This window comes from Candidatus Limousia pullorum (genome assembly GCF_057405065.1).
The window spans coordinates 305,382-331,450 of sequence record NZ_CM171614.1 but is presented as its reverse complement, the minus strand read 5'-3'; the positions used below and the strand labels follow the sequence as shown (position 1 = coordinate 331,450).

Below are 26,069 nucleotides of genomic sequence, written 5' to 3'. Positions count from 1 at the left end.
CGTTAAGAAACGTGAAGGGCAGGCTTTTTTTATGAAAATAATGTTTAAATCCATGTGCGTGGGATTTGTTCTCACTGTAATATTTTCCTTTTTACCTTTTCAGACAGTGTGCGAAACGCTGACCCAGGATGTTCTGAGATTACATATACTTGCAAATTCAGACACAAACGAAGACCAGGAGTTAAAGCTTTTGGTAAGGGACGAAATAACCAAGGAGTGCAAGGAGCTTTTTTCAAAAGCTCAGTCTTTGGAGGAAGCAAAGGAAATAACCCTTGAAAACCTTGAAGAGCTGAACAAAACTGCAGCCACCGTTATTAAAGAGCAGGGGAAGGATTACACTGTATCGGTGCAGCTGTGTGAGGAATATTTTAATACAAGATACTACGGAAGCGTAACAATGCCGGCGGGAAAATACACAGCTTTGCAGATTAAAATAGGCAAGGCGAAAGGTGAAAACTGGTGGTGCGTTTTGTATCCCTCATTGTGCGTTGGGACGTCCACAGATTATGAAAGCTTTGAGGAAAACCTGACGCCCCAGGAATGCAGTGTGGTTTCCTCGGGAAATAAATATGAGTTCAAATTTAAAATCGTTGAGACGGTAACAAGCTTTTTTAAATTTCTGGGATTTTAAACATGACCTTTTTATGACCTGTAAATTGTGATATAATTTAAAAATAATATGATTGATGAGATGAAATATAATAATCAAGAGGTGATAATGTGATTAATATAATAACAGGACGAAGCGGATGCGGAAAAACCCGGAGAGTTTCTCAAATATTGGCGGAAATTGCCGCCCGTGGGGAAAAATGCATGATGATTGTCCCTGACCAAAGCACCTTTGAAAACGAAAAAATGTTTTTGCGCTTGCTGGGGCCTAAGCTTGCAGGAAATGTTCTGGTTTTCGGATTTACAAGACTTTGCAAGTATATTTTTGAAAATACAGAGGGAAAAATTCCCTTGTGTATAGATGACGGTGACAGACAGCTTGTTATGTCTCTGGCTTTGGAGGAAACCGCCCAGAATCTTTCCCTTTTCTCCTCGGAAAAAAGGCGAGGGGAGTACATAAAAACACTTTTGCAGACCGTCACCGACTATAAAAAATGGGGAATAACGCCTCAGATGCTTGATGAAGTTTCTTCAAAAACAAAGGATAAAATGCTTAAAGCCAAGCTTTCTGAAACCGCATTGGTTTACAGCGCTTACGACGCAATTTTAAACGACAACAGGGAAAACAAAATAGACCCCTTTGACATGACAGAGGCGGCATATGACCGCCTTGCAGGCACAGACCTTTTTAAAGGAATGGTTGTGGCGGTGGACTCTTTCAGAGATTTCACCGGCAGGCAGACAAAACTTCTTTCAAAAATAATGGAGAGAAGCTCACAGTTTTACATGACCGTAACCGACGACCCAACTGCTCCCGACGGCTCGGGACTTTTCGCCTCCACAAGAGCCAACAGGAGAATTTTTGAAAACCAGGCCAAAGAAAATAATATAGAAATCTCAAAGCCTGTGGTTTTGCAGGAAAACAAACGCTTTGAAAATGATGAGCTTTTGTATCTTGAGCGTGGTTTTCTTTCCGGAAGCTCTGAAACCTGCGACGACACAGTTGAAAATGTTTTTCTTTCACGATGCGGAAGTATTTATTCCGAGGCGGAAAATGTCGCCTGTGAAATTAAAAAATTGATAATTGAAGAAAATTTTAGATACGGTGATATTTCGGTGGTGTTTCGCCACGGGGAAAGCTATGCGCCGGTTATTACAACGGTTTTTGACAAGTACGAAATCCCATATTTCTGCGATATTCCCGAGGACATAAGCGTAAAGCCCCTCATTAGACTTATAAAAGGCTGTATTTCCGCCGCAGTTTCCGGCTTCGACCGTGAAGAGGTTTTAAAAATTATGAAAACCGGACTTACAAATGTGACTGCTTACGAAACCTCGGTGTTTGAAAATTACCTGCTTATGTGGTCTATAACAGGAAAAAACCTGACAAAGCCGTTTACCGCCAACCCCTCGGGCTTCGGTGCTGAGATGGGGGAAAAGGAGCAGGCGGAGCTTATGGAACTTGAAGCCATAAGACAGAAAATAATGACGCCTCTTATGAATTTTAAAAACAGCTGTGATGATACGGGTTGCAGGGAGATTTCAAAATCACTCTATCAGCTCTTAAAGGATTTGCACACAGAGGAACAGCTTGAAAATATGTATCAGAGCCTTTCAAAGCTTGGACTTGAAAACCAAAGCGAGGAACAGGTGCGATTGTGGGAAATGGTCATGGGAATCCTTGACAAAATGGTTTTGATTTTAGGTGACAGCGGACTGAGCCTTAAAAGATATTCGGAGCTTATTGATTTACAGTTTCAAGCCTCGGAAATCGCCTTTATCCCCGAGGGTTTGGACAGGGTCACAATGGGTCAGGCGGACAGAATAAGACTAAACGGAGCAAAGGCTGTTTTCATTGTGGGAGCTATAGAGGGACAGTTCCCCACCGTGCCGGTAGAAGAGGGAATTTTCAGCGACAGGGAGAAAAAGGAGCTTTATAATCTGGGACTTCCGGCTTCCGATTTCTTTGAAGAGGTTTTAAACAAGGAAAAGTTTATCGCCTACTATGCCCTTTCCGCTTCAAGTAAAAAGGTCTTTGTTTCCTGGTACAGAACATCACTTTCAGGAGACGAAAACGAACCATCGGTAATAGTACGTGAGATTTTGAGAATTTTCCCTCAGATACATATAGAAACAGATGAATTTTTAGAGCCGGAACAGGTACTGTGGTGTGAAAAGCCCTCCTTTGAGCTTTGCGCAAAAAAATACGGCGACAGAACAAGCGACGGTTTTGCTTTCGGACTTGTAAAGTATTTTGAAAATTCTGAGGAATACAAAAACAAAATGAAAGCTTTGGAAAGAGCGGTAAAGCGCAGTCATTCCGTTATAGAAAATCCCGATACAGCAAAAGCCTTGTTCGGTAAAAACTTTGCCATGTCCGCTTCCCAGGCGGAAAAATATCATCTTTGCCCCTTTAGCTATTTCTGCACCTACGGACTGAAAGCCCAGGAGAGAAAAACCGCAAAGATGACACCAAGCGAGTACGGAACTATCATACATTATATTTTGGAAAACTATTTCAAGGACTTTGACAGGGAAAAAATTCTCACTAAAGAGGAAATAGTTTCAAAGGTTCAAGAGCTTTTGGAGCAGTACAGCGAAAAATACTTGGGTGAGGAAGCAAAGGAAAATCATTCCCTTATGTTCCTTATGGAAAAGCTCAGGGATAACGCCGCAGGACTTATCGAGAGAATAAGCGAGGAGCTTTCCCAAAGCGAATTTGTGCCGAGAGATTTTGAATTCAGCATAGGAAAAGATATAGAACCCTACAAAATAGAAACCGAAGAGGGCGCAAGTATATCGGTTTACGGAGTTATCGACAGGGTTGACGTTATGGAGAAAAACGGCGAAACCTATGTGAGAATAATAGACTATAAAACCGGAAAAAAGGAGTTTAAGCTCTCGGATATTCTTTTTGGTCTTAATATGCAGATGCTCATATATATGGAAGCTCTGTGTCAGGGAACGGGAAAATACAAGGGTACAAAACCAATCCCCGCAGGAATACTCTATATGCCGTCGGGCAGTGTCTTTGTTGACTCGGATTTCTCCATGGACAGCGGAAAAATCCAGCAGGAGATAGACAAGGAAAGAAAAATGAAAGGCCTTGTGCTCAATAACGACACAGTTATAAAGGGCATGGAAAAGAACGTAGGGGGAGTTTATCTTCCTGTAAAGCTCAACAAAAGCGGCGATAAGTACACAAGCACGGAAAGCCTTGTAAACGCTGTGGAAATAAAGAGAATATTTGATAAGATAAATTCCATTCTTAAAAAGATGGTAAAGGAACTGCTTAATGGAAAAATAGGTCAGATTCCCGCAAAGGGAACAACAGACGCCTGCGCCTTTTGTCCTTACTGGCAGGTGTGCGGCTATGAAGAGGGAATGGAGAGCAGGGAAGTATTTAAGCTTAGCAAAGCAGATGTTATGGAGATTCTTGAAAATGAGGAGGGCGGACAGTAATGGGCAGACAGTGGACTGAAAATCAAAAGAACGCAATAAATGCAAGGGGAGGTTCCCTGATAGTTTCCGCCGCCGCAGGTTCGGGAAAAACAGCGGTTTTGGTTCAGAGGGTAATAGAGAGAATAACCGACAGTGAAAAACCCTGCGACGCCGACAGGCTTCTTGTGGTTACCTACACAAGGGCGGCTGCTGCGGAAATGCTTCAAAGAATAAACGACAGGATAAGCGAGCTGCTGGAAAAAGACCCATTAAACCCTGCATTAAGACGTCAGCAGAACCTTTTGGCAAAGGCGGACATCTCCACAATACACAGCTTTTGTTCACGAGTTATAAGAGAGTTTTCCTCAAGCCTTGATATTTCCGCCGATGTGAGAATAGGCGAGGACGGGGAGCTTATGGTAATGCGCAACGAAGCCATGGACTTAACCCTCACCAAATTTTACGGCGAAAACAATGAGTATTTTAACCAGCTTGCCTCCGCCTTTTCCTCGGGACGTGACGACGTTAAGCTTAGAAATATCATATTCAGATTGTACGATTTTTTAAGGTCACACCCATTTGCCGACAGCTGGCTTCAGGAAAAGCTGAGCTTTTACAGAGAGGGACAGGAGGTTTCACAGACAGTATGGGGGAAAATTATCCGTGACTACTGTGTGGGCGCCTGTCAGTACAGCTTGTCTGTGGCTGAAATTTCCATGGAGATTTCCACAGAGGAAGAAAAAATCTACAACGCCATAAACCTTTTGCTGGCTTCCGATTTGGCTTTTTTAAGGAGCATGAGCGAAACTCTTGAAAGTGGCACATGGGATGAAATAAAACAGAAGCTTTCATCATTTGAAAAGGGAACTTTCAGAACTCCAAGGGGTTATAAAGACCACCCGTTGGCGGTAAAGCTTAAACAAAACAGGGAAATAATAAAAAGCACAGTTGAGGAAATGCAGAAGCTTTTTGCCCAAAGCGAGGAGGAATGTCTTAAGGATATAGATTATCTCCGCCCCATTGTTGAACAGATGTTTTTGTGCATAAAGGAGTTCGGGGAGAATTTTTCAAAGCTCAAGGAAAGCAAAAACATAGTTGACTACAGCGATTTGGAGCATTACACTCTGCAAATTCTTGTAAAAAGAGAGAACGGCGAAATAACCTTTACCGAGGAAGCGGACAGAATTTCTCAGAGATTTGATGAGGTTATGGTTGACGAGTATCAGGACGCCAACGAGGTTCAGGATTTGATTTTTAAAGCTATAAGCCGTGAAAAAAATCTCTTTGTGGTTGGCGACGTAAAGCAGAGCATTTACGGTTTCCGTCAGGCGATGCCGGAAATATTTCTTAGAAGACGTGAAAGCTGTGAAAGATACAATCCCGACAAGGATAACTACCCTGCGAAAATAATTCTGGAAAAGAATTTTAGAAGCCGAAAGACAGTCACCGACGGGGTAAACTTTGCCTTTGAACGCCTTATGTCAAAAGAGGTGGGCGACATGGAGTACAACGAGGATGAAATGCTTGTGTCCGGCGCATCCTATCCGGAAACGGAAGAAGCCGGCGTGGAAGTTCATTTTCTGGAATACCCCGGCGGAGGAGATATGTGCGTATTTGAAGCAAGGCACATTGCGGAGGAAATAAGAAAACTCCGTTCAACAATGAAGATAACTCGTGACGGACAGCAGGTACCGCCTGATTTCGGCGACTTTGCAATACTTTTGAGAAACGCAAATTCCTTTTTCCCTATCTACATAAAGGAGCTTGAAAAATACGGAATACCTGCGGTTTACGAGAAGTCCGAGGGATTTCTCAAAAACAAAGAGGTAGCTCTTGCTATGAATATCCTCAGAATAATCGACAATCCGGTGCAGGATATACCTCTTATCTCGGTGATGATGAGTCCCCTTTACGGATTCAGCGCAGATGAAATGTCAATGCTGAGAATTTTTTCAGATTCACCAAGACTTTACGGTTCAATGCTGGATATAATTTCAAAATATTCGGAGGGAAACAAAACAGGAGAAACTACGCCCCCTAAAAGCGTGGTGGAGCGTTTTGAAAAGTTTACAGAGGAGATTTCAAATTTCAGAGCCATGGCGGCGGTTATGTCCGCTCAGGAGCTTATGAGCAAGGTCTATGACGTTACGGGAATAGAAGCGGTTGTCAGCGCCTCGGGAAACGGAGAAACAGCGGTAAACAACCTGCGCAGACTGAGAGAATATGCCGCAGACTATGAGAAAAACTCCGATAAGGGTCTTTCAGGCTTTATAAGATATGTGGACAGCTTGTTTGAATACGGCTCTGATTTAACAGGAGCGGCAAATACCCAGTCACAGGGTTCAAACTCTGTAAGAATAATGAGCATACACAAAAGCAAGGGGCTGGAATTTCCAATATGCTTTGTAGCCGCCATGTCTAAAGGTTTTGTATCGGACGCTTCCCAAAACGTGCTTATACATTCAAAGTTAGGCGTTGCCATGAAGCGAACATATCCTGAGCTTATGTGCAGAAGAAGCACAATGCCCAGAGAAGCTCTCGCCATAGAAATGAAGAGAAGCGAAAAGTCGGAGGAACTTAGAGTTTTGTATGTGGCGATGACCAGGGCAAAGGAAAAGCTTATAATGCTCTGTTCCTCAAAGGATGTGGAAAAAGAGCTTAAAACTGTTGGAGCTGGAATGACAGGCGTTGGGAAAATTCCATCCCATTTTGTAAGGGAAGCCGGTTCTCCGGGAAAATGGATAACAATGTGCAGTCTTTTGCATCCATGCTGTGGAGAACTGAGAAAGCTTGCGGACTGCGAGGATATTTACAGGGCGGAAAACGTACAAAGGGAAGTTTGGAAAACAGAAATCTTTAAGTACACTCAGGAGGAAGAAGAGGAAATCACCACGGAAGCTTCCTGCGATGAAAACAGCCTCAAGGAAGAGGAAAAGAGAATTGAGAAAATCCTCACGGAAAGAAAGAATTTTAAATATCCTTACAGTGAGCTTGCGGACATACCTGTAAAGGTTACGGCTTCTGCCTTAAACGAAAAGGAAAGACCTGTATATTTCAAAAAGCTTGCACCCCCTGCATTTTTGGGAGAGGAGAAGCTCACCGCCGCCCAAAAGGGAACGGCAATGCACCTTTTCTTCCAAAGCTGTGATTTTAATTTACTTAAAGAAAATCCTCAGAATGAAGTAAAAAGACTTGCGGAAAAAGGTGTTTTGTCGCCTGCTCAGGCGGAAGCTATAGACATAAAGCTTGTGGAGAGCTTTACAGAAAGTCCTCTGTTTAAGAGAATTACAGCTTCAAAAAATGTTATGAAGGAATACACGTTTTCCGTTGAAATTCCTGTGTCCATGGTAAATCCTCAGATACAAAAGGAACTTTCAGACGAAAAGGTCATATTGCAGGGAGCGGTTGACCTTGCCTTTGAGGAAAAGGGTAAGCTTGTGATTGTGGACTATAAAACCGACAGAGTGAAAGAGCCGGAGTTTTTGGCAGAGGAATACAGAAAGCAGATAGCCCTTTATAAAAACGCCATGGAGCAAACCACAGGACTTGAGGTTTCCGCCTGCCTTATCTATTCCATAGCCTGGGGAAAAGAAATAGAGGTTTCAGTTTAAATTTATCACCGTAAAATTTTATTATCATATTATGTCATATGAGAATTTTATACGGTGATAATATGAAAGACTATTTTATGTACAGAGTAGAAAAGGGAGATACCTTTTGGAAAATAGGGGAAAAGTTCGGAGTTTCTCCCCTGGATATTTTTACAAAAAACTCCATAGATAAACCCAGAAGAGCCTGCCCGGGAGAGGTTTTGAAAATCCCTCTTAAAGGAACAAAAATCCCTATGTTTTACAGGGTAAAAGAGGGCGACACTCTATGGAAAATCTCCAGGGAAAACGGAGTGCCTATAAACGTACTTATAGACATAAACAACCTTGAAAACCCGGGAGGACTGCGAAAAGGAAAGATAATAAAGCTTAGGGAAAAATAAAAGGCGGTGGATGAATGAAGCTTAACGAGGCGGTAAGATGCCGGTTTCTGGAATTGTTAAAAGAAAAAAACATGACCCAATATCAGCTTTACATGAAAAGCGGCGTTCCGAAATCTACAATAGGAAATATAATAAACTGCTCTTACGAGTCCGTAAAGCTCAGGGTCATCCATGAATTATGTCAGGGTTTGGAAATCGACCTTAAAACATTTTTCAATTCTCCACTTTTTAATGAAGAAAATCTCGAACCATAAAACAACCCCTTCGATACGTTTTTTGTACCGAAGGGGTTTGATTATTTTTTATCTTCTCTTTTAATGTATTCTTCCGAGTCCAAGTCTATGTCGATGTTTAATTCTTTTCTGTTTATAGGCTTTTCAGCAGGCTTGCTCTTTTTTGCAGGAGCAGGCCTTGTCTTTGGCTCGGCTTTTTTGTCCTCGTGGGATATTACTTTTTCGGCTTGACCGGAGGTTTCTTTTACAGTCTTAACCGACACATTTTTTTCGTGTACGGCTTTTTGCTTGGTTTTTGCCTTTTCTTCCTCGGCTTTCAGTCTTTCAAGCTTTTGTCTTTTAACACGCTTTTTGACGGTCTGTTTTATGAGAGCGTAGACAACAGAGGTTAACGGGATAAAGAGTATCATTCCGGCTATGCCGAAAATGCTTCCGCCCAAAGTTACCGCCGCCAAAACCCACATGGCGGGAAGTCCTATAGAGCCGCCCACAACTCTCGGGTAAATGAAGTTTCCTTCAATCTGCTGTAAAACAAGGAAGTAAACCACAAACCAGATTGCCTGTATAGGGTTTTGTATGAGGATGAAAAATGCTCCTACAAAACATCCGGTAAAAGCTCCGATAATCGGGATAAATGAAAGCACTGCAATAAGTACGGATATCATTGCCGCATATGGGAAGCGGAAAATGCTCATTCCTATGAAGCACAGAGAGCCTAAAATCAAGGCTTCAAGACACTGACCGGAGAAAAATCCGGAGAATACAGAGTCGATAAGAACTGTGATATCGAAAAATTTCTTGTATGCCTTTTTGGGGAGGAAAGAGCGAAGCACAATTTTAACCTGACGTGCAAGGCTTTCTTTTCCCAAAAGAATGTAAAGAGCGAAAATAAAGGACATGAAAAATGTTCCGATACCGCTGAACACCGCAGTTGCCGCCGATATGGAGGAGGAAACCGCCTGAGTTCCGAAACTACTTAAAAATCCGGTTATCTGTTTTCCAACATTGTTCCAGTCGATTTGAATGTTCTCAAGGAATGAAAGATATCCAGGCAGGGATTTTGAAACCTCCTGGAAGAACTTCTGACATTCTCTCATAAATCCGGGGATTTCCGCAGAAAGTGAGGAAACGGTTTCGCCTATCTGAGGGGCTACGATAAATGCGGCGCCAATCAAAAGGGCTAAAATCAATACAATGGCAAGGACAAGACTTACAAGCCTTATGACCATTGATTTTTCTTTTTTCGGTTCTTTTTTTCTGATGGCTCTAACAAGCTTTGTGAGATTGCGCTCGATAAACCGCATTGGGATATTTAAAAGAAATGCGATAAATCCGCCTAAAATAAAAGGAAAAATAAATCCGATAACAACACCCAGGAAATCAAATATGGGCCCCAAGTTGTTAAGCGCCCAGTATAGAACAACGCCGCCGCCAACTATGAATCCAAGGCGTTTAAAAAATAGTTTTTGGTTATCCAATATATACACCTCTTTTTTTAATTTTATAGTACATCAAACTGAGAATATTCATCTGTATCAAAGGAAATAAAGTGATTTCTCTTGTTTTTAAAACCGTGAAAATCGCTTCCGCAGGTTACAAACAGTCCGTATTTTTCTGCAAGCCTGCAAAGGCTGAGTCTTTCTTCGTGAGTAAAATCTCCGTAAATGGCTTCAATACCGTCAACGCCTAAGCTTATGGCTTTTTTCAGAATTGCTTCCGCCTGGCTTTCGTCAATAAGCTGTTTCTTAAAATTTCTGTATACATTGAAGGGATGCGCCCATACCGCTTTGCCGCCTGCCTTATGTATAAGATCTATGGATTCTTTCAGAGAAAAATTCTCGCTGTCCAGAGCAGAACTGTAGTTATAGACGTCCTCCACTGCTTTTTCAAGGTTTGGATTGTCGCTGTAGTTTTTCTCTATATGTGCGGCGATATCAAGCATCTGCATTACAATTCCGCAGCTTATGTCAACCTGAGTGTAGTCAAAAAACATTCCGTATTTTTCAAGGCTCTTTATAAGAACATCGTAGGTCTTTCTTACCCTTGCGGCTCTGTCGTCCAGTGCATCGTTGAGTTCTTTGTTATGAATATCAAAGCCGTATCCCAAAAGGTGCAGGCAGTATTTGCCGTCGCAGTGAGGATAATGTTCTTCCCTTGTGGTGAACTCCACGCCCGGGAGAAAATCAAGCTTTCCCTTTGAGTAATTTTGGGCGGTTTCCAATCCCTTTATGCTGTCGTGGTCTGACACTGCCAGTGCGGAAACGCCTTTTGAAACTGCCAAATCTATAAGCTCCTCAGGAGTTTTTGTGCCGTCGGAATTACCTGTATGTGTATGATAGTCTTTAATCATTTAAACCATCTTCTTTTTTAGATTTTTATTCGTATCTATATTATCATACCTATAAATTTAAAGCAATAAGATTTTTTGTGTATTATAGGAGAAAAATAGATTAAATTTGCAACATAATTTCAGATAAAATATAAAATTATTACACTTCTTTTGTTTTGTAAAGTAAAGAGTTAACCGGTCACGAAAAAATTAAAAATCTCAATAATTACGGATAAATTATCCATAATATATTTGAGGTGATACAATGGCTCGAGATTTGATTAAACTATTGAAAATGTTACTGATTTCCTTTGTTTTGATTTACGTTGTTTTTCCTTTGGTTCACGAGGGGGGACATGCCTTTTTCTCTATTTTAGCAGGAGCGGAGGTTTTGTCCGTGGAGATTTTTCCAACGCCCTCGGTGCTTTGTTCCTCTGTTGGACTTGAAACCTTTGAAATCCTTTTTATTGGAAGCGGCGGAATGGTGATGACATTTCTTTTTTCGGTGATATTCAATTTTAAAAAGAATTTTTATCTGTGGTATTCCGGTTTTTTCTTTAGAATGATAACATCAATTTCGCTTCTTATTTCCTGTGTGTCCTCGGTGCTGTGGGGCTTTGGTATCTCCCTTGAAAATGAGGACGCAGTTATAATGCTAAATTTCTGTAACCCTGCCCTTTATCCCATTATTTTAGGTACAGCATTACTTTTGTTTTTTACCATTGTAATGATAAAAAGGGATAATTTCATAAAACGAATAGGGGAATTTTTCAATGTGAGATTTACAGAAAAAACAAAGAATTATGCAAAAGAAAACGAAGGCCATAAAATATGACCTTCGTTATTTTTAGTTTAATTTAAGCGGAGCAATTAAGCCTCGTATCCGTTAGGATTGCTTGACTGCCAGTGCCATGAATCACGGCACATGTCCTCGAGAGTCTTTTCTGCTTTCCAGCCAAGGCCTTCGTAAGCCTTCTTAGGATCTGCATAGCACTCTGCGATATCGCCTGGGCGGCGTGGCTTGATTTCGTAAGGAATTTCAACGCCGTTAACCTTCTGGAATGCATTTACGATGTCAAGAACGCTGTAGCCTGTACCTGTACCCAGGTTGAATACCTCTGCACCCTTATGAGCATCAGCATAGTCGATAGCCTTAACATGACCCTTTGCAAGGTCAACAACATGGATAAAGTCACGAACACCTGTACCGTCGTGTGTTGGGTAGTCGTTTCCGAATACGCCCAAGCATTTAAGCTTGCCAACAGCAACCTGTGTTATGTAAGGCATAAGGTTGTTTGGAATACCGTTTGGATTCTCACCGATTCTTCCGCTCTCGTGAGCACCGATTGGGTTGAAGTATCTGAGAAGAACAACAGAGAGGTCAGGGTCAGCAACGCATGCATCCTTGAGAATCTGCTCAATCATAAGCTTTGTCCAGCCGTATGGGTTGGTGCAGCTTGTTGGCATTGTTTCTACGAGAGGAACTCTCTCAGGAATACCGTAAACTGTTGCAGAAGAACTGAATACGATGTTGTGAACTCCGTGCTTCTTCATAACGTCGAGAAGTGTAAGTGTGGAGTCGATATTGTTTCTGTAATATTTAATCGGAATAGCAACGCTTTCGCCAACAGCTTTAAGTCCTGCAAAGTGGATAACTGCGTCAATCTTGTTTTCCTCAAACACTTTGTCAAGAGGCTCGAAGTCGCATACGTCTACATTGTAAAGAGGTACTTTCTGTCCGATAAGCTCTTCAACTCTTTTTACTGCTTCAGGGCTGCTGTTGCAGAAGTTATCTACGATAACAGCAGTGTGACCAGCCTTGTAAAGCTCGATGCAAGTATGAGTACCGATGTAGCCGGCTCCGCCTGTCAATAAAATGTTCATTTCAAATCTCTCCTTTATTAAGGCTTCTAAACCTTTTTTACACTAAAATGATACACCTTTTTAATGAAAAAAACAAGAGATTTTTAAACATTTATTGCACAATATTTAAAACTTACAAGTTTTTTACAGAGTGCATGATTTTTAAAAAATTATAATTAAATCTGTGAATCCGTGCTGTCACTCTGGAGCTTTTCCAGTTTTCTCTGAATCTGTCTTGTGCGTACTCCCACCAGCTTGTCCAGCTCGTTGTTTGCCTGTTCAAGTCTTTGCTGTGTGTTTTCCAAAACAGTTGAAAACTTGTCGAACTCACCTTTAACAGAGCTTAAAACCTCCCACACCTGTGCGCTTCGCTTTTGAACAGCCAATGTTTTAAATCCCATTTGCAGGCTGTTAAGCAAAGCCGCCATGGTGCTGGGGCCTGCAAGGTTTATTTTGTATTCACGCTGTAAAACCTCAACCATTCCACGGTTCACCGCTTCCGCATAAAGTCCCTCAAAGGGCAGGAAAAGAATTGCAAAATCTGTTGTATAGGGCGGGCATACATATTTTTCGTGAATGTCACGGGCTTCACTTTTAAGTCTTGAAACAAGAGCCTTTGCCGCCTCGTCGATTTTTGCCTTGTCGCCCTGCTCGTATGCCTCCACAAGGGCTGTGTAGGTGTCTCCGGGAAACTTTGAGTCTATAGGAAGATATATAAAGCTGTTGTCCTCAGCCGGAAGCTTTACCGCAAACTCAACGGGATTTTTTGACTTGGGAACAGTAACAACATTTTCGCAGTACTGCTCCGGTGAAAGTATCTCCTTGAGTATTGCTGAAAGCTGAAGCTCTCCCAAAATACCCCTTGTCTTTACGTTGGAGAGAACCTTTTTCAAATCTCCCACACCTGCGGCCAGGTTTTGCATTTCTCCCAGTCCCTTGTAAACCTGTTCCAGTCTTTCCGTAACAAGGGAGAAAGAGCGTGTCATTTTTTCTTCCAGTGTTTTCTGAAGCTTTTCGTCAACGGTCGCCCTCATCTGTTCCAGCTTCCGGCTGTTTTCATCCCTGATAAACTCAAGGCGTTTTTCAACGGTCTGACGTATCTGTTCCAGCTTCTGCTGGTTGTCCGAAGAAAATGTACCCAGCCGATGTTCCAGCTGCATAAGCTTTTCCGTCTGGGAAGCGGAGAAGTTCTGCTGGTTTACGGAAAGCATGTTTCCCATTGAAGAAATGCTCTGCTGGGTGGTTTTCTGCATCTCCTGACGCAGCGCCTGATTGTTTTTGTAAAGGGCGTCGGTGAGAGCTTTTTCGGAAATACCACCTGATGAACCGTTCTTCTTTGAGAACAAAAGATACACGACGGCTGCGGCAAGGATAACCACTGCCACAGCCAAAATCCATGTCAGTACATCGTTCATATTATCACCTCTTAATAATTACTAAGATGATAATACCATAACAAATGTTCGATGTCAATTGCAGGCTGTTATTTTCTTGAAATATCTTTTAATATTTTCAGTTATCGGAAAAATCCGTGCATATTATTTTTTCACAGCCCTCAGGGGAATACATAAAGCTTTCCATTCTGTCTCCGTTAAAGAAGTATTCCGGAGTATGGGGACTGTAGCTGTATGGGAATGTATCGATTATAATAAGCTTTATTTTCATTTTAGATGGGATAATGCTCTTTATGTAAACGCTTGCCTGCTGACCTACCTTGACGCCCTCTTTTGTTTCCGCCAGTCCTGCAAGGTTCGGGGAAAGCTCCACAAATGCCCCGTAATTTTCTACTGAACGGACAATTCCCGTGACTGTTTCTCCCGGTGTAAATCTTTGGGCGTTTTCTTCCCATGTTCCCAAAAGCTCTTTATGGCTTAAAGAAATTCTTCCGTTTTCTATGGACTTCACCACTGCTTTTATGTCCATGCCGGGATAAAATCTCTCTTTAGGATGTTCAATTCTTGAAACTGAAATTGAGTCAATGGGCAAAAGAGCCACAATTCCGCAGCCTATATCAGCAAAGGCTCCGAACTGCTCCAAATGGGTTATCTTTGCAGGGATAACGTCGCCTTTTCTCAGGCGGCTTGTGTAGTTTTCCATGCATTTTTTCTGAGCCTTTTCCCTTGACAGTACAATAAGGGGAGAACCGTTTTCATCGGCGGTTATTTCCGTAATCACAAAACAAACCGGGCGGTTTACCCTTGAGATAACGGCGATATCCCTGACAGTGCCTTCTTTTATTCCTGCCGCACCTTCTTCACGTGGGATAATTCCTTTAATTCCGCCCAAATCCACAATTAAATTGTGCTTTGCGTCGCAGACCACCGCCACCGCCTCTAATATTTTTTCCTCACGCATGGCGTCACCCAGGGTTTGGAGGTTTTTAAGGCTGTTTCGGTTTTCTTCTGTGTTTATTAGATTTCCTTCCGGTAAATATGCTGTCATTTTAACGCCTCCGTTTTGTTATCTTTTCTCAATATACTATGAAAAGATTTTTCCTAATATAACCAATGTGACGCTTTTTTGAATTTTGAAAGTAAAATTCAAGTTCTATTGAAATTGTAGTAATTTTATAATAAAATATATGGTGCAGACCTATTTTTGCAACAAAAGATATATATGGTCAAAGGATAATGAAAGGAAAGAACACAATGAAAAATTCAAAGAAAATCATAAGCGTACTGCTTGCTGTAATGATGGCGGCAGCTTCCGCTTTTTCAATGGCAGGATGTTCAGGCGATAATAATGGAACAACATCAACAGACGAGTCAGCACAGACAACAACAGAAGCATCAACTACCGAAGAGGGCGCAACAGAAGAAGCTACCTATGACCCGGCAGACCTTGATGAAGTTGCCGAAGTAGTAGGAAAGTCCTACAAGGAAGATACAGAGCACGACTACGGATACCAGCTTGAAATGCCGGAGGTTGGAGAAACAATCGCAATTATCCACACATCTATGGGCGATATTTCTTTAAGACTCTTCCCGGAAAATGCTCCTAACACAGTAAACAACTTTATTGAGCTTGCTAAGGCAGGTAAATATGACAACACTATTTTCCACAGAGTTATAGACGACTTTATGATTCAGGGCGGCGACTTTGAGAACGGAGACGGCACAGGCGGTTCTACCTACAATGATGAAATCCTTGAGGATGAGTTCTGCGACAAGCTTTTGAACCTGAGAGGCGCAGTAGCTATGGCAAACTCAGGCCGTGACACAAACGGAAGCCAGTTCTTTATAAACCAGGCAGGCCCTGAAAATATTGACTGGGATGCACTTCAGAAGCAGTGGGAATACATGTATGAGGGTCTTTCAATGTACCATGCACAGGGCGTTGCAGACTACTTTGCAGGAATGTACGGTTCATACTGCTATAATCCTGAATCCGTTCCGGAGGAAGTAAAGGAGCTTTACAACCAGTACGGCGGAAATCCTACACTTGACGGCGCATACAACGCAGTTGACAGAGGTCACACAGTATTTGCTCAGGTATTTGAGGGAATGGATGTTGTAGACGCTATTGCCGCAGTTGAGACAGATTCCGAAACAAACAAGCCTTACGACGATGTTATTGTAACATCAGTTGAAATCACAACATATCAGGGATAATTTTTCCTGTGTAAATAGGAGAGGAGAGCAGTCATGTCAGAAAAATCCATTGCGGCTATAATGTACGATTTTGACAAAACCCTTTGTACAAGGGACATGCAGGACTATCAGTTCATACCCAGCCTTGGCATGACCTCCTCACAGTTTTGGCAGGAAGCCAATATATTCGGCAGGGAAAAGGAAATGGACAGCGTTCTTGCCTACATGTACACAATGATTAGGGAAGCCAAAAGAAAAAACGTCCCCATTTTCAGGGAAACTTTGGTAAACCAAGGCAAAAGCGTAGAGCTTTTCAAGGGACTTGACACATGGTTCGACAGAATAGATGAGTTCGGAAAAAGTCAAGGCGTACAGGTAGAGCATTATGTAATTTCCTCGGGACTTAAAGAGATAATCGAGGGAACATCCATAAGCCACAAGTTTAAGAAAATTTTCGCCTGTGAGTTTTATTACGACGATGAAACAAAGCAGGCTGTATGGCCCATAACTGCGGTAAACTACACAAACAAAACCCAGTTTGTCTACAGAATAAACAAAGGCGTTTTGGATGTTTCCAACGACGAGGACTTAAACCGTTCCATGCCCGACAGCGTAAAGCGAGTACCATTCACCAACATGGTTTACATAGGCGACGGACTTTCCGATGTGCCCTGCATGAAGATGATGAAGTCCTACGGCGGTCAGGCGATAGCTGTTTATCAAAACGACAACCCAAAGGTCAGAGAGCTTTTAAAGCGTGGAAGAGTTGACTATATTTTCCCCGCCGACTACTCCGAAAACAGCAGTCTTGAGATAACAATAAAAAATATTATCCGCAAGATTGCCGTCTGCGACAAACTCTACTTTGAAAATGCTCGCCAAAAGTTTTTTATATCCGGCGTGCAGGGGTGACTGCAAGAAATAAACGTCATCACACGCCGGGCGAGACCTTAGTTTTAGAAATGATAATGGCTCTGTCACAATTAAGTTTGTGGCAGAGTTTTTTATTTCCGGTGTGCAGAGGTTTGATTAAGAAATAGACGTAGTTACACGCCGGGTGAGACGTTAGTTTTAGAAATAACAATGGCTCTGTCACAATTAAGTTTGTGATAGAGCCTATTTTTTTAAATAAAAATTAACCTATTACATAGGGGGTAAATATACAATCCACTTTTACTATTAGACTATAAAAGTATTAACACCTTTTAACCCTCCGTCATATATTGACATAGAGAATTAAAAGGGGCGAAAAGCTTTGGAGGAAAAATATTCAAAAATTTTTAAAAAAGAAATTCCCACATTGATTGTGGTTTTTGCGGTTTTTCTGTTTTCTTTTGGCTATGGGGTTTTCGGCACAGGAGAGGAAAGGGAAGAACCCGATAAAATAAAGATAGTCACAACAACCACCATGCTCTGTGACATGGTGAAAAATATTGCAGGGGACAGGGCAGAGGTTACGGGACTTATGGGAAACGGAGTTGACCCTCATCTTTATCAGGCGGGAGCAGGCGACGTTTTCACAATGGAAAACAGCGACGTGGTCATATACAACGGTCTGCACCTTGAGGGCAAAATGGGGGATATTTTTGAAAACCTCAGTTCCATGGGGAAAACGGTTATCTGCGCTTCCGACGGAGTGGAAACCTCACACCTCATAGAAACATCATCGGGAGTTTACGACCCACATATATGGTTTGACGTTTCAATATGGAAGGAAGCCGCAGAGCATGTAAGCAAAAGCCTTTGCGATGCCGACCCAAAAAACAGTATATATTATGAGGAAAATCTCAGAAATTATCTGGGTGAGCTTAATGACTTGGAAAATTATATAGAGGATAAATTAAAAGAATTGCCGCAGGAAAAAAGAATACTTGTAACAGCCCATGATGCTTTCGGTTATTTCGGAAAAGCTTATGGATTTCAGGTTGAGGGCTTGCAAGGTATAAGCACCGACGCCCAAACCGGAACTAAGGATATAAGCCTTATGGCAAAGTTTATTTCAGACAATAAAATAAAAGCGGTGTTTGCGGAAAATTCTCTGCCAAAGGCCACAATAAACGCATTGTGCGAAGCGGTGAAAAATAAAGGATTTGAAACAAAAATAGGGGGACAGCTTTACTCTGATTCCTTAGGCGATGAGGAAAACGGCGGAGAAACCTATATAAAGGCAGTAAAAAGCAATGTAGACACCATAGTCAGGGAGTTGAGCTGATGGAAAATCCGGTACTAAGTGTGAAAAATCTCACCGTCGCCTATGACGGCAAGCCGGTTTTGGAGAATATAACCGGAGAAATAAAAAAGGGAAGCCTTACTGCAATAATCGGGCCAAACGGAGCGGGAAAAACTACATTTTTAAAAGCTATTATGGGTCTGTTAAAGCCGCTTTCCTGCGAAGTGACCTTTGGTTTTGAGGACAAGGAGAGAAAAACAAAAATTGCCTATGTTCCCCAGACCGGAAGCACAGACAGGGACTTTCCTGTCACGGTTTTCGATGTGGCGTTGATGGGCAGATATCCTCACTTGGGATGGTTTAAAAGGCCTAAGAAAAAAGACAGGGAAATAGCCTTTGAAATGCTTAAAAAAGTGGGAATGGAAAAATATATCCACAGACAGATTGGGACGTTGTCGGGAGGACAGGAACAAAGGGTATTTCTCGCCCGAGCCTTGGCTCAGCAGGCAAAGCTGTATTTTTTGGATGAACCATTTAAGGGAGTGGACGCCGCCACGGAAAAAGTCATTGTGGAAATGCTCAGAGAAATCAGAGAACAGGGCGGAACAGTGGTTGTGGTTCACCACGACTTGAATACTGTAAAAAAGTATTTCGACTCGGTGATAATGATAAATAAAACCCTTGTGTGCTGGGGAGATACTGAAAGCTGTTTTAATGAAAAAACAGTTTCAAGGACATTTAAAACAGATATTTTTCCGGAGATGAAAAGAAGCTATGACTGATTTGTTTTTGCTCTTTCAGGATTATACCTTTTGTGTGGTTTCATTGGGTTCTGCCCTTTTGGGAATACTCTGCGGAGTTCTGGGAAGCTTTGCGGTTTTGAGGAAACAGAGCCTTTTGGGCGACGGAATTTCCCACGGAGCACTGCCGGGAATCTGCGCAGCTTTTCTCATAACACTATGCAAGGATGAAGAAATTTTACTTTTGGGAGCTTTGGCAGGGGGAGTGATTTCCCTGTGCTTAATAACATTGATTACAAGGTTTTCAAAAATAAAATTTGACTGCGCCCTTGCAATGACGCTTTCCGTAATGTTCGGCTTGGGACTTGTGCTTTTGACCTTTGCCCAAAAGCTTCCCAACTCCTCCCAGGCAGGACTTAAAAAATTTATCTATGGTCAGGCGTCGGCAATGACTTCAAAGGATGTTTTTATTATTCTAATTTCCACGGCGGTTGTGCTTGTGACCGTGGCACTGTTTTGGAAACCCTTTAAGCTTGTTACCTTTGATAAGGTGTTTTCTCAGGTGGTGGGAATTAAAGTGTGGATGGTTGATTTTGTCCTGTCATTTTTCGTCACCTTGGCTTCCGTGGTTGGAATAAAAACCGTGGGCGTAATTTTAATGAGCGCCATGCTGGTGGCTCCGGCAGCGGCTGCAAGACAATGGGTCAGCCGTCTTGAAACAATGACATTGCTTTCAGCAGTTATAGGAGCCTTTGGGGGAGTTTTGGGAACCGCCGTAAGCTCTTCCTTTAAGTCGGTTCCCACAGGGCCGGTAATAGTTGTGTGTCTTGGAGTTATGGCGGTTTTTTCAATATTGTTAGCTCCAAAAAGAGGAGTGCTTTGGAAGCTTATCAAGCGAAAACAAAACAGGAAAAAGCTTATTGAAAGGGTGAAAAGCTTTGAATCCTCAGATTGAAATACTCTTAACAGCGGTTTTTATGTCAGCCGCCTGCGCTTTGCCCGGGTCGTTTCTTGTGGTGCGAAATATGTCCATGACCTCAGATGCAATAACCCATACGGTTCTTTTGGGAATAGTTTTGGGATTTTTATTGACAGGTGACCTAAACTCGCCCATATTGATAATCGGTGCGGGAATTGTGGGAGTGCTGACCGTGTGGTTTACGGAAACTCTTGACAATACGGGACTTGTGGACAGCGACGCTTCCAACGGTTTGGTGTTTCCTCTGCTGTTTTCCGTGGGAGTTATACTGATAACACTCTGCGCCGACTCGGTTCACCTGGATACGGACTCGGTTTTGCTGGGAGAACTTGCCTTTGCGCCCTTTGATAGGCTTACGATTTTTGGAAAGGATATAGGGGCGAAAAGCGTGTATTTTTCAATGCTCTTGTTTGCCCTAAACCTGATTTTTGTTCTTGTATTTTATAAGGAACTAAAATTTGCATCCTTTGATGAAACCGCCGCCAAAACAGGTGGATTTCATCCGGAGATTTTGCATTACGCCTTGATGACCTGCGCTTCTATAACAGCGGTTGTGGCTTTTCAGTGGGTAGGCTCAGTTCTGGTTGTTGCGTTTATGATAGCTCCACCTGCCGCCGCTTTGCTTCTGACAAAACGTCTGTCTGTGGTTTTGGCACTAAGCTGTGCAATAGGAGGAACCGCCGCCGCATGGGGCTATAAGCTTGCGTCAACCTTAGACGTCTCCATCTCCGGCACAATGGCGGTTATGACCGGGGTAATTTTTATAATAATTCTGATAATAACTAACCTAAAAATCACTATAAATAAAAAAACAGCACGTTTCTGATTGTCGGAAACGTGCTGTTAAATTTATGCTGATATAAACAGAAAATTACTTTCTATTGTTTCTGTTGTGGCCGCCACGGCGGTCGTTTCTATCTCTATTGTTTCTGTTTGGCTTATGGTCTGCCGGGTCGTTTTCCGGAACAAGGCCGTCTACCTCGATGAGAACGTCACGTCTTGAAAGGTTAAGTCTGCCCTTATCGTCGATGTCGAGAACCTTAACTCTGATAATGTCGCCTACGTTTACAACGTCTGTAACCTTCTCTGTTCTCTTAACGTCAAGCTGGGAAATGTGTACAAGTCCCTCTTTACCTGGAGCAATCTCTACGAATGCGCCGAAGTCCATGATTCTTGTAACCTTACCAAGGAACATAGCGCCTGGCTCTGGGTCAACTGCTATTGTATTTACAATCTCAACTGCTCTCTGGCACATTGCTGTGTCTGTACCGGAAACGAATACCTTACCGAACTCGCCGTCTTCCTCGATGTCGATTTTGCACTGGCACTCTGCCTGGATTTCCTTGATAACCTTGCCGCCCTTGCCGATAACTTCGCTTATCTTATCAGCCGGGATTGTTGTTGTGAACATCTTAGGAGCGTATGGTGAAAGCTCTGCTCTTGGCTCAGGAATAGCCTTCAGCATAATCTCGTCAAGGATGTAGTTTCTTGCCTTGTGTGTCTTTGCCAAAGCTTCCTTAACCATATCAGGTGTAAGACCGCTGATTTTAAGGTCCATCTGAATTGCTGTGATACCGTCGTGTGTACCTGCAACCTTGAAGTCCATATCGCCGAAGAAGTCCTCAAGACCCTGGATATCAACCATTGTCATCCATCTTTCGCCCTCGGTGATAAGTCCGCAGGAGATACCTGCAACAGGAGCCTTAATCGGAACACCTGCGTCCATGAGAGCAAGTGTTGAACCGCATACGGAACCCTGTGATGTTGAACCGTTGGAGGAGAGAACCTCGGAAACAAGTCTCAATGCATATGGGAATTCCTCAACTGATGGGATAACAGGAACCAAAGCTCTTTCTGCCAATGCACCGTGACCGATTTCACGTCTTCCCGGGCCTCTGCTTGGCTTTGTTTCGCCAACGGAGTAGCTTGGGAAGTTGTAGTGGTGCATATATCTCTTTGTTTCCTCATCGTCAATTCCGTCGAGGAGCTGCTGGTCGGATACAGGGCCCAGTGTTGCGATTGTGAGAACCTGTGTCTGTCCTCTTGTAAAGAGTCCTGAACCGTGAACTCTTGGAAGAAGACCAACTTCAGAAGCCAAAGGTCTGATATCGTCCATACCTCTTCCGTCAACACGCTTCTGCTCGTCCAAAAGCCAGCGTCTAACTACTGTTTTCTGAGTTTTGTAGAGGCACTCGTCGATTTTTGCCTCGCACTCAGGATATATCTCGTCGAATTTCTCGTGAACAGCCTCGTAAATTGGCTTGAGTCTTTCGTCACGAACTGTTTTGTCGTCTGTGTCAAGGGCAACCTTGATATCCTCTTCTGAGAATGCCTTGATAGCCTCGAACATGTCGTGGTCAGGCTCGTTGCTTGGATATTCAAACTTAGGCTTTCCGATTTCTGCCTGAATTCCCTTGATGAACTCGATAATCTTCTGGTTAGCCTCGTGACCTGCCATAATGGCGTTGTACATAACCTCGTCGCTTACGCAGTCTGCGCCTGCTTCAATCATTGCGATTCTGCTGTCAGTTGAAGCAACTGTTGTTGCCATTTTGGAAACAGCTCTCTGAGCGGCTGTTGGGTTGATAACATATTCGCCGTCAACATATCCAACGGAAACGCCGGAAATCGGACCGTTCCATGGAATATCGGAAATTGAAAGGGCGATTGATGTTCCCACCATTGCTGCGATTTCAGGCATGCAGTCGTTGTCAACGCTCATAACTGTGCAGACAATGGAAACGTCGTTTCTCATATCCTTAGGGAAGAGAGGACGGATAGGTCTGTCGATAACACGGCTTACAAGAATAGCCTTGTCGGAAGGTCTGCCTTCTCTTTTGAGATAGCTTCCCGGAATTTTACCTACGGAGTAGAGCTTTTCCTCAAAGTCAACTGAAAGAGGGAAGAAGTCTATGCCGTCTCTTGGCTTTGCTGCGGCTGTAGCTGCAACGTGTACAACTGTGTCACCGTATCTTACAAGGCATGCGCCGTTTGCAAGCTGTGTCATTTTACCTGTTTCAACAACAAGTGGTCTGCCGGCAAAGTCTGTTTCAAATACTCTGAAATTATTAAATTCTTTAACCAAAATGTATCCTCCTTTAAAACTTTTGAAAAGCAGAAGAATATTATTGATTTAGCAATAACACCAAGGAAAAATATACTTTTTCTTTCGTGTTACCGCTAAATCTCAATAAGCTTTCTTCTGTTTTTCCTCTTTGAATTTACAAACATAGGGCAAACGGATAACCGCCTGCCCTGATTTTGCAATTATTTACGGATGCCGAGTCTTGCGATGATTGAACGGTATCTCTCAATGTCAACCTTGATGAGGTAGTTGAGAAGATTTCTTCTCTTACCAACCATCTGGAGAAGACCTCTGCGGCTGTGGTGGTCCTTCTTGTGAACCTTGAGGTGCTCGGTAAGGTCGTTGATTCTCTTTGTGAGAAGAGCAATCTGAACCTCAGGAGAACCTGTGTCGCCTTCGTGTGTTGCGTATTCCTGCATAATTGCAAGCTTTTCTTCTTTAAGCATTTTTATTCCACCTTTAACTTAAATATTTATAACCGAAATTCACAGGTAAGGGATTGGTGAAAATCCGTACAACGGCTTAAACCCCTATCCGTGGAACCGGCTTACGTCAAAACAGTATATCACAATTTTCCCTTGATGTAAAGAAAATTTTTCTGATTTTTTACTTTCGGACAACTGCAAAAATTAAATCTCAATGTCCTTGTATTTTTCGGTAAGTTTTTGAATTTCCTGAATTATTTCCTGTTTTGCTTCTTTGGGCAAAATTCTGTAATTTATTATAAGGCTCTGTTCATCGTTGCCAAGGCAGTATATTTTTTCGTTGTTTTGTTTTCTTGCTGCTGCCTGCTGAGGGTTTTCGTCCCTTTGAAGAGAAGAAAAATCGGAATCGCCCACATCATCCTGTGCTTCGGGTTCCATGGGCATAAGGTCGTCAACAGAAACATGATATATTTGTGCAAGCTTTTTAAGAGTTATAAGATTTGGAAGAGTCTTGCCGATTTCATAATAGGTATAGGTTGTTCTCTCTATGTGCAAGGCATCGGCTACTTGCTGCTGAGTAAATCCGCTGTTTTGTCTGTAAAATTTTAGATTTGATATAAGTGAATTCGATTTTGGTTTTCTGCCCACAATTCTGCCCCCTTTTCTTTATTATAATTAGCTTAAAGCTTTTTACGCTTTCTTTTTTCCTTATGGACATAGTATGCTTATTATCATCAATGAAATTATAACCTTTATTAGAAAAATATTCTTTGTTTAGTGATGAATTATCACAGTGAAAAAAAATCACATCACGCATTGCATAATTCCTTCACCTCCTCTTGCAATACAATTAAAAATACAGAACACAAAGGCTTGAAATTTTGTAAAACATGTAGTATAATACCACAGGTAAAGGTGAATTTTAAGAACAGAATAGTTATGCGCTGGAGTAGCTCAGTTGGTAGAGCAGCTGATTCGTAATCAGCAGGTTCGTGGGTTCAAGTCCCATCTCCAGCTCCAAAGCCGTGGCTTAAAACCATGGCTTTTTTACGGTCAGCCGCCTTGTATTGGCGGAATATAAATTATTTTACCGAAAGGAGAAAATCAATGAAAAAGGTATTTTCTGTAATGCTTGCTGTTTTGATGACTGCTGCTCTTGCTCTGAGCTTTTCAGGATGCGGCGGAAATAATCAGCAGGAAACAAAGGATATCGACCTTGAAAAGCTTCACCAGGATGTAAAAGCTGCATATGGCGAGAGTTATACCGCAAATATGGCTATTGACGCTGCTACACTTGAGACAGTTTATGGTATTTCCGAGGATCTTTACGACGAGTGCATTGCCGAAACAGCTATGATTTCTGCACAGACCGACTTCTTTATTGCCCTCAAGGCTAAGGACGGCAAGGCAGAAGAAATGAAAACTGCTCTTGAAAAGGCAAAGGAAGCAATCGTAGCTTCTGCATTCTATCCTGCAAACCAGGTTAAGGTTCAAAGCACACAGGTAATAGTTCACGGAGACTATGGCTTTGTATTTGTTTTGGGATATCCTGAAAATCTCAATGAAGAAGACGAAGAAGCCATGAGAGCCGCTTACGATGCAGAAAATCAGAAAGCTGCTGATGTAATCGAGTCATATTTTAAATAATAAATAAATCTGTTTTTCAGATATAAAAAATAACAACCGCATGTGGTCGATAAGACGATCTTCATGCGGTTGTTTTGTTTTAAGAAACTTTACGCATTTGGAAGAGCGATTGCTGTAAATACAGAAAAATAATGAAGTGTACTGCCTATAACTGTAAATATATGCCATACTGAGTGGAAATATTTTACTTTTTTGATTGCGTAAAATATGACGCCGATGGTGTAGAAAATTCCTCCTGCAACTAAAAGAGCGAAGCTTATAAACGGCATTGAGTTCATCAAAGGCTTTACTGCTATTATGATAACCCAGCCCATTGCAATATAGCAGACCACAGAAATTTTTGAAAATTTTTCAAGGTCGATGGAATTAAGCACAATTCCTATTGCCGCCGCTCCCCATACTACGCCGAACAGCACCCAGCCCAGAGGACTTCTCAGCACTGCCAGTGTATAAGGCGTGTAGGTTCCCGCTATAAGAAAAAATATTGTGTTGTGATCCATTATCCTGAAAAACTTTTTGGCTTTTTCGTTGGTTATGGAATGATAGAGTGTGCTCATTGTGTAGAGTATAATCAGGGAAGCTCCGTAAACGGCGGATGACACAACTGCAAAGGCGTCGCTGTTGATTGCAGAAAAAACAATCAAAACCACAGTGCCGGCGATTGAAAGCAGACTGCCCACGCCGTGGGTTACGGAATTAAAAATTTCTTCCCCGAGGGTGTATCTTTTTTTGACCGTTGACATTCCTGTTCCCCCTTGAGTTCTTTTTAGAGAAGTATATCACTTGATTGATAAAATAACAATCGAAAATAGGAAAAAATCAGGGGAAATTCAAAGGAGTTGTGTAATTGAACATAATAAAACAGAACCACCCGTGGAATAAGGCGATTTTTTTATTTTTTATTGGTACTGAAAAATAAATTTCAAAAAATTCTGTTTATTTTTCATAATATTCTGGATTTTTTTTA

General features: G+C 42.2%; 22 protein-coding genes and 1 tRNA gene. 14 read left to right on the top strand and 9 right to left on the bottom strand.

All coding sequences use genetic code 11. The features are described 5' to 3' along the window. The first annotated feature begins 31 nt into the window (after positions 1 to 31). From spoIIR to CGICJO_RS01485, 5 genes are all read left to right on the top strand, one after another. A complete protein-coding gene (spoIIR, locus tag CGICJO_RS01505; protein WP_486499371.1) occupies positions 32 to 631 on the top strand; it encodes a stage II sporulation protein R in 600 nt (199 codons plus the stop codon). An 89-nt stretch (positions 632 to 720) separates the two neighbouring features. Then, a complete protein-coding gene (locus CGICJO_RS01500; RefSeq protein WP_486499370.1) occupies positions 721 to 4,071 on the top strand; it encodes a PD-(D/E)XK nuclease family protein in 3,351 nt (1,116 codons plus the stop codon). Beyond that, positions 4,071 to 7,661, top strand: coding sequence for a helicase-exonuclease AddAB subunit AddA (gene addA, locus CGICJO_RS01495; RefSeq protein WP_486499369.1), 3,591 nt, complete (start codon positions 4,071 to 4,073; stop codon positions 7,659 to 7,661). The genes CGICJO_RS01500 and addA overlap by 1 nt, the downstream gene beginning before the upstream one ends. 62 nt (positions 7,662 to 7,723) lie before the next feature. Further along, positions 7,724 to 8,041: a LysM peptidoglycan-binding domain-containing protein gene (locus tag CGICJO_RS01490; RefSeq protein WP_158096223.1), complete on the top strand. Its 318-nt coding sequence runs from the start codon at positions 7,724 to 7,726 to the stop codon at positions 8,039 to 8,041. 14 nt (positions 8,042 to 8,055) lie between these two features. Beyond that, a complete protein-coding gene (locus tag CGICJO_RS01485; RefSeq protein WP_087377018.1) occupies positions 8,056 to 8,295 on the top strand; it encodes a helix-turn-helix domain-containing protein in 240 nt (79 codons plus the stop codon). Positions 8,296 to 8,336: 41 nt separating this feature from the next. Here the strand turns inward: CGICJO_RS01485 and CGICJO_RS01480 are convergent, their stop codons facing one another. Together CGICJO_RS01480 and CGICJO_RS01475 are read right to left on the bottom strand one after the other, a co-directional pair. After that, on the bottom strand, positions 8,337 to 9,752 hold the full coding sequence (locus tag CGICJO_RS01480; protein WP_486499368.1) for an AI-2E family transporter: 1,416 nt from the start codon (positions 9,750 to 9,752) through the stop codon (positions 8,337 to 8,339). Between the two features lie 23 nt (positions 9,753 to 9,775). Next, entirely contained in the window at positions 9,776 to 10,624 is an 849-nt protein-coding gene (locus tag CGICJO_RS01475; RefSeq protein WP_486499367.1) for a PHP domain-containing protein, read from the bottom strand. Between the two features lie 244 nt (positions 10,625 to 10,868). Between CGICJO_RS01475 and CGICJO_RS01470 the strand changes: the two genes are divergently transcribed. Further along, positions 10,869 to 11,438: a hypothetical protein gene (locus CGICJO_RS01470; RefSeq protein WP_486499366.1), complete on the top strand. Its 570-nt coding sequence runs from the start codon at positions 10,869 to 10,871 to the stop codon at positions 11,436 to 11,438. 35 nt (positions 11,439 to 11,473) lie between these two features. On the opposite strand, the gene galE is transcribed toward CGICJO_RS01470, so the two are convergent. The 3 genes from galE to CGICJO_RS01455 form a co-directional block, all read right to left on the bottom strand. Then, positions 11,474 to 12,487 carry a UDP-glucose 4-epimerase GalE gene (gene galE, locus CGICJO_RS01465; RefSeq protein ID WP_486499365.1) on the bottom strand — a complete coding sequence of 338 codons (1,014 nt, stop codon included), beginning with the start codon at positions 12,485 to 12,487 and terminating at the stop codon, positions 11,474 to 11,476. A 155-nt stretch (positions 12,488 to 12,642) separates the two neighbouring features. Then, positions 12,643 to 13,881: a DNA recombination protein RmuC gene (locus tag CGICJO_RS01460; protein WP_486499364.1), complete on the bottom strand. Its 1,239-nt coding sequence runs from the start codon at positions 13,879 to 13,881 to the stop codon at positions 12,643 to 12,645. 97 nt (positions 13,882 to 13,978) lie between these two features. Beyond that, positions 13,979 to 14,908 (bottom strand): S1 RNA-binding domain-containing protein, encoded by a 930-nt coding sequence (locus CGICJO_RS01455; protein WP_486499363.1) that lies wholly within the window; start codon positions 14,906 to 14,908, stop codon positions 13,979 to 13,981. A gap of 206 nt (positions 14,909 to 15,114) precedes the next feature. On the opposite strand from CGICJO_RS01455, the gene CGICJO_RS01450 reads away from it, so the two are divergent. The 6 genes from CGICJO_RS01450 to CGICJO_RS01425 all read left to right on the top strand — a co-directional run bounded on the left by CGICJO_RS01450 (position 15,115) and on the right by CGICJO_RS01425 (position 20,771). Next, positions 15,115 to 16,077 (top strand): peptidylprolyl isomerase, encoded by a 963-nt coding sequence (locus CGICJO_RS01450; RefSeq protein ID WP_486499362.1) that lies wholly within the window; start codon positions 15,115 to 15,117, stop codon positions 16,075 to 16,077. Between the two features lie 33 nt (positions 16,078 to 16,110). Further along, positions 16,111 to 16,968 carry an HAD family hydrolase gene (locus tag CGICJO_RS01445; RefSeq protein ID WP_486499361.1) on the top strand — a complete coding sequence of 286 codons (858 nt, stop codon included), beginning with the start codon at positions 16,111 to 16,113 and terminating at the stop codon, positions 16,966 to 16,968. A 343-nt stretch (positions 16,969 to 17,311) separates the two neighbouring features. Further along, positions 17,312 to 18,268, top strand: coding sequence for a metal ABC transporter solute-binding protein, Zn/Mn family (locus tag CGICJO_RS01440; RefSeq protein ID WP_486499360.1), 957 nt, complete (start codon positions 17,312 to 17,314; stop codon positions 18,266 to 18,268). Next, entirely contained in the window at positions 18,268 to 19,008 is a 741-nt protein-coding gene (locus CGICJO_RS01435) for a metal ABC transporter ATP-binding protein (protein ID WP_486499359.1), read from the top strand. Before CGICJO_RS01440 ends, CGICJO_RS01435 begins: the two co-directional genes overlap by 1 nt. After that, the gene (locus CGICJO_RS01430) at positions 19,001 to 19,921 is read left to right on the top strand and encodes a metal ABC transporter permease (RefSeq protein ID WP_486499358.1); all 921 of its coding nucleotides are present in this window, start codon (positions 19,001 to 19,003) and stop codon (positions 19,919 to 19,921) included. The genes CGICJO_RS01435 and CGICJO_RS01430 overlap by 8 nt, the downstream gene beginning before the upstream one ends. Further along, positions 19,905 to 20,771 carry a metal ABC transporter permease gene (locus tag CGICJO_RS01425; RefSeq protein WP_486499357.1) on the top strand — a complete coding sequence of 289 codons (867 nt, stop codon included), beginning with the start codon at positions 19,905 to 19,907 and terminating at the stop codon, positions 20,769 to 20,771. Before CGICJO_RS01430 ends, CGICJO_RS01425 begins: the two co-directional genes overlap by 17 nt. 45 nt (positions 20,772 to 20,816) lie before the next feature. On the opposite strand, the gene CGICJO_RS01420 is transcribed toward CGICJO_RS01425, so the two are convergent. The 3 genes from CGICJO_RS01420 to CGICJO_RS01410 form a co-directional block, all read right to left on the bottom strand. Beyond that, on the bottom strand, positions 20,817 to 23,030 hold the full coding sequence (locus tag CGICJO_RS01420; RefSeq protein WP_486499356.1) for a polyribonucleotide nucleotidyltransferase: 2,214 nt from the start codon (positions 23,028 to 23,030) through the stop codon (positions 20,817 to 20,819). A gap of 182 nt (positions 23,031 to 23,212) precedes the next feature. Then, entirely contained in the window at positions 23,213 to 23,476 is a 264-nt protein-coding gene (gene rpsO / locus CGICJO_RS01415; RefSeq protein ID WP_087376993.1) for a 30S ribosomal protein S15, read from the bottom strand. Between the two features lie 183 nt (positions 23,477 to 23,659). Then, positions 23,660 to 24,103: a helix-turn-helix domain-containing protein gene (locus CGICJO_RS01410; protein WP_486499355.1), complete on the bottom strand. Its 444-nt coding sequence runs from the start codon at positions 24,101 to 24,103 to the stop codon at positions 23,660 to 23,662. Positions 24,104 to 24,398: 295 nt separating this feature from the next. Between CGICJO_RS01410 and CGICJO_RS01405 the strand changes: the two genes are divergently transcribed. Then, a tRNA-Thr gene (locus CGICJO_RS01405) sits at positions 24,399 to 24,475 on the top strand. An 87-nt stretch (positions 24,476 to 24,562) separates the two neighbouring features. Then, a complete protein-coding gene (locus CGICJO_RS01400; protein ID WP_486499354.1) occupies positions 24,563 to 25,102 on the top strand; it encodes a DUF4358 domain-containing protein in 540 nt (179 codons plus the stop codon). Between the two features lie 89 nt (positions 25,103 to 25,191). On the opposite strand, the gene trhA is transcribed toward CGICJO_RS01400, so the two are convergent. Then, positions 25,192 to 25,845 carry a PAQR family membrane homeostasis protein TrhA gene (gene trhA, locus CGICJO_RS01395; protein WP_087376987.1) on the bottom strand — a complete coding sequence of 218 codons (654 nt, stop codon included), beginning with the start codon at positions 25,843 to 25,845 and terminating at the stop codon, positions 25,192 to 25,194. Positions 25,846 to 26,069: the final 224 nt, after the last annotated feature.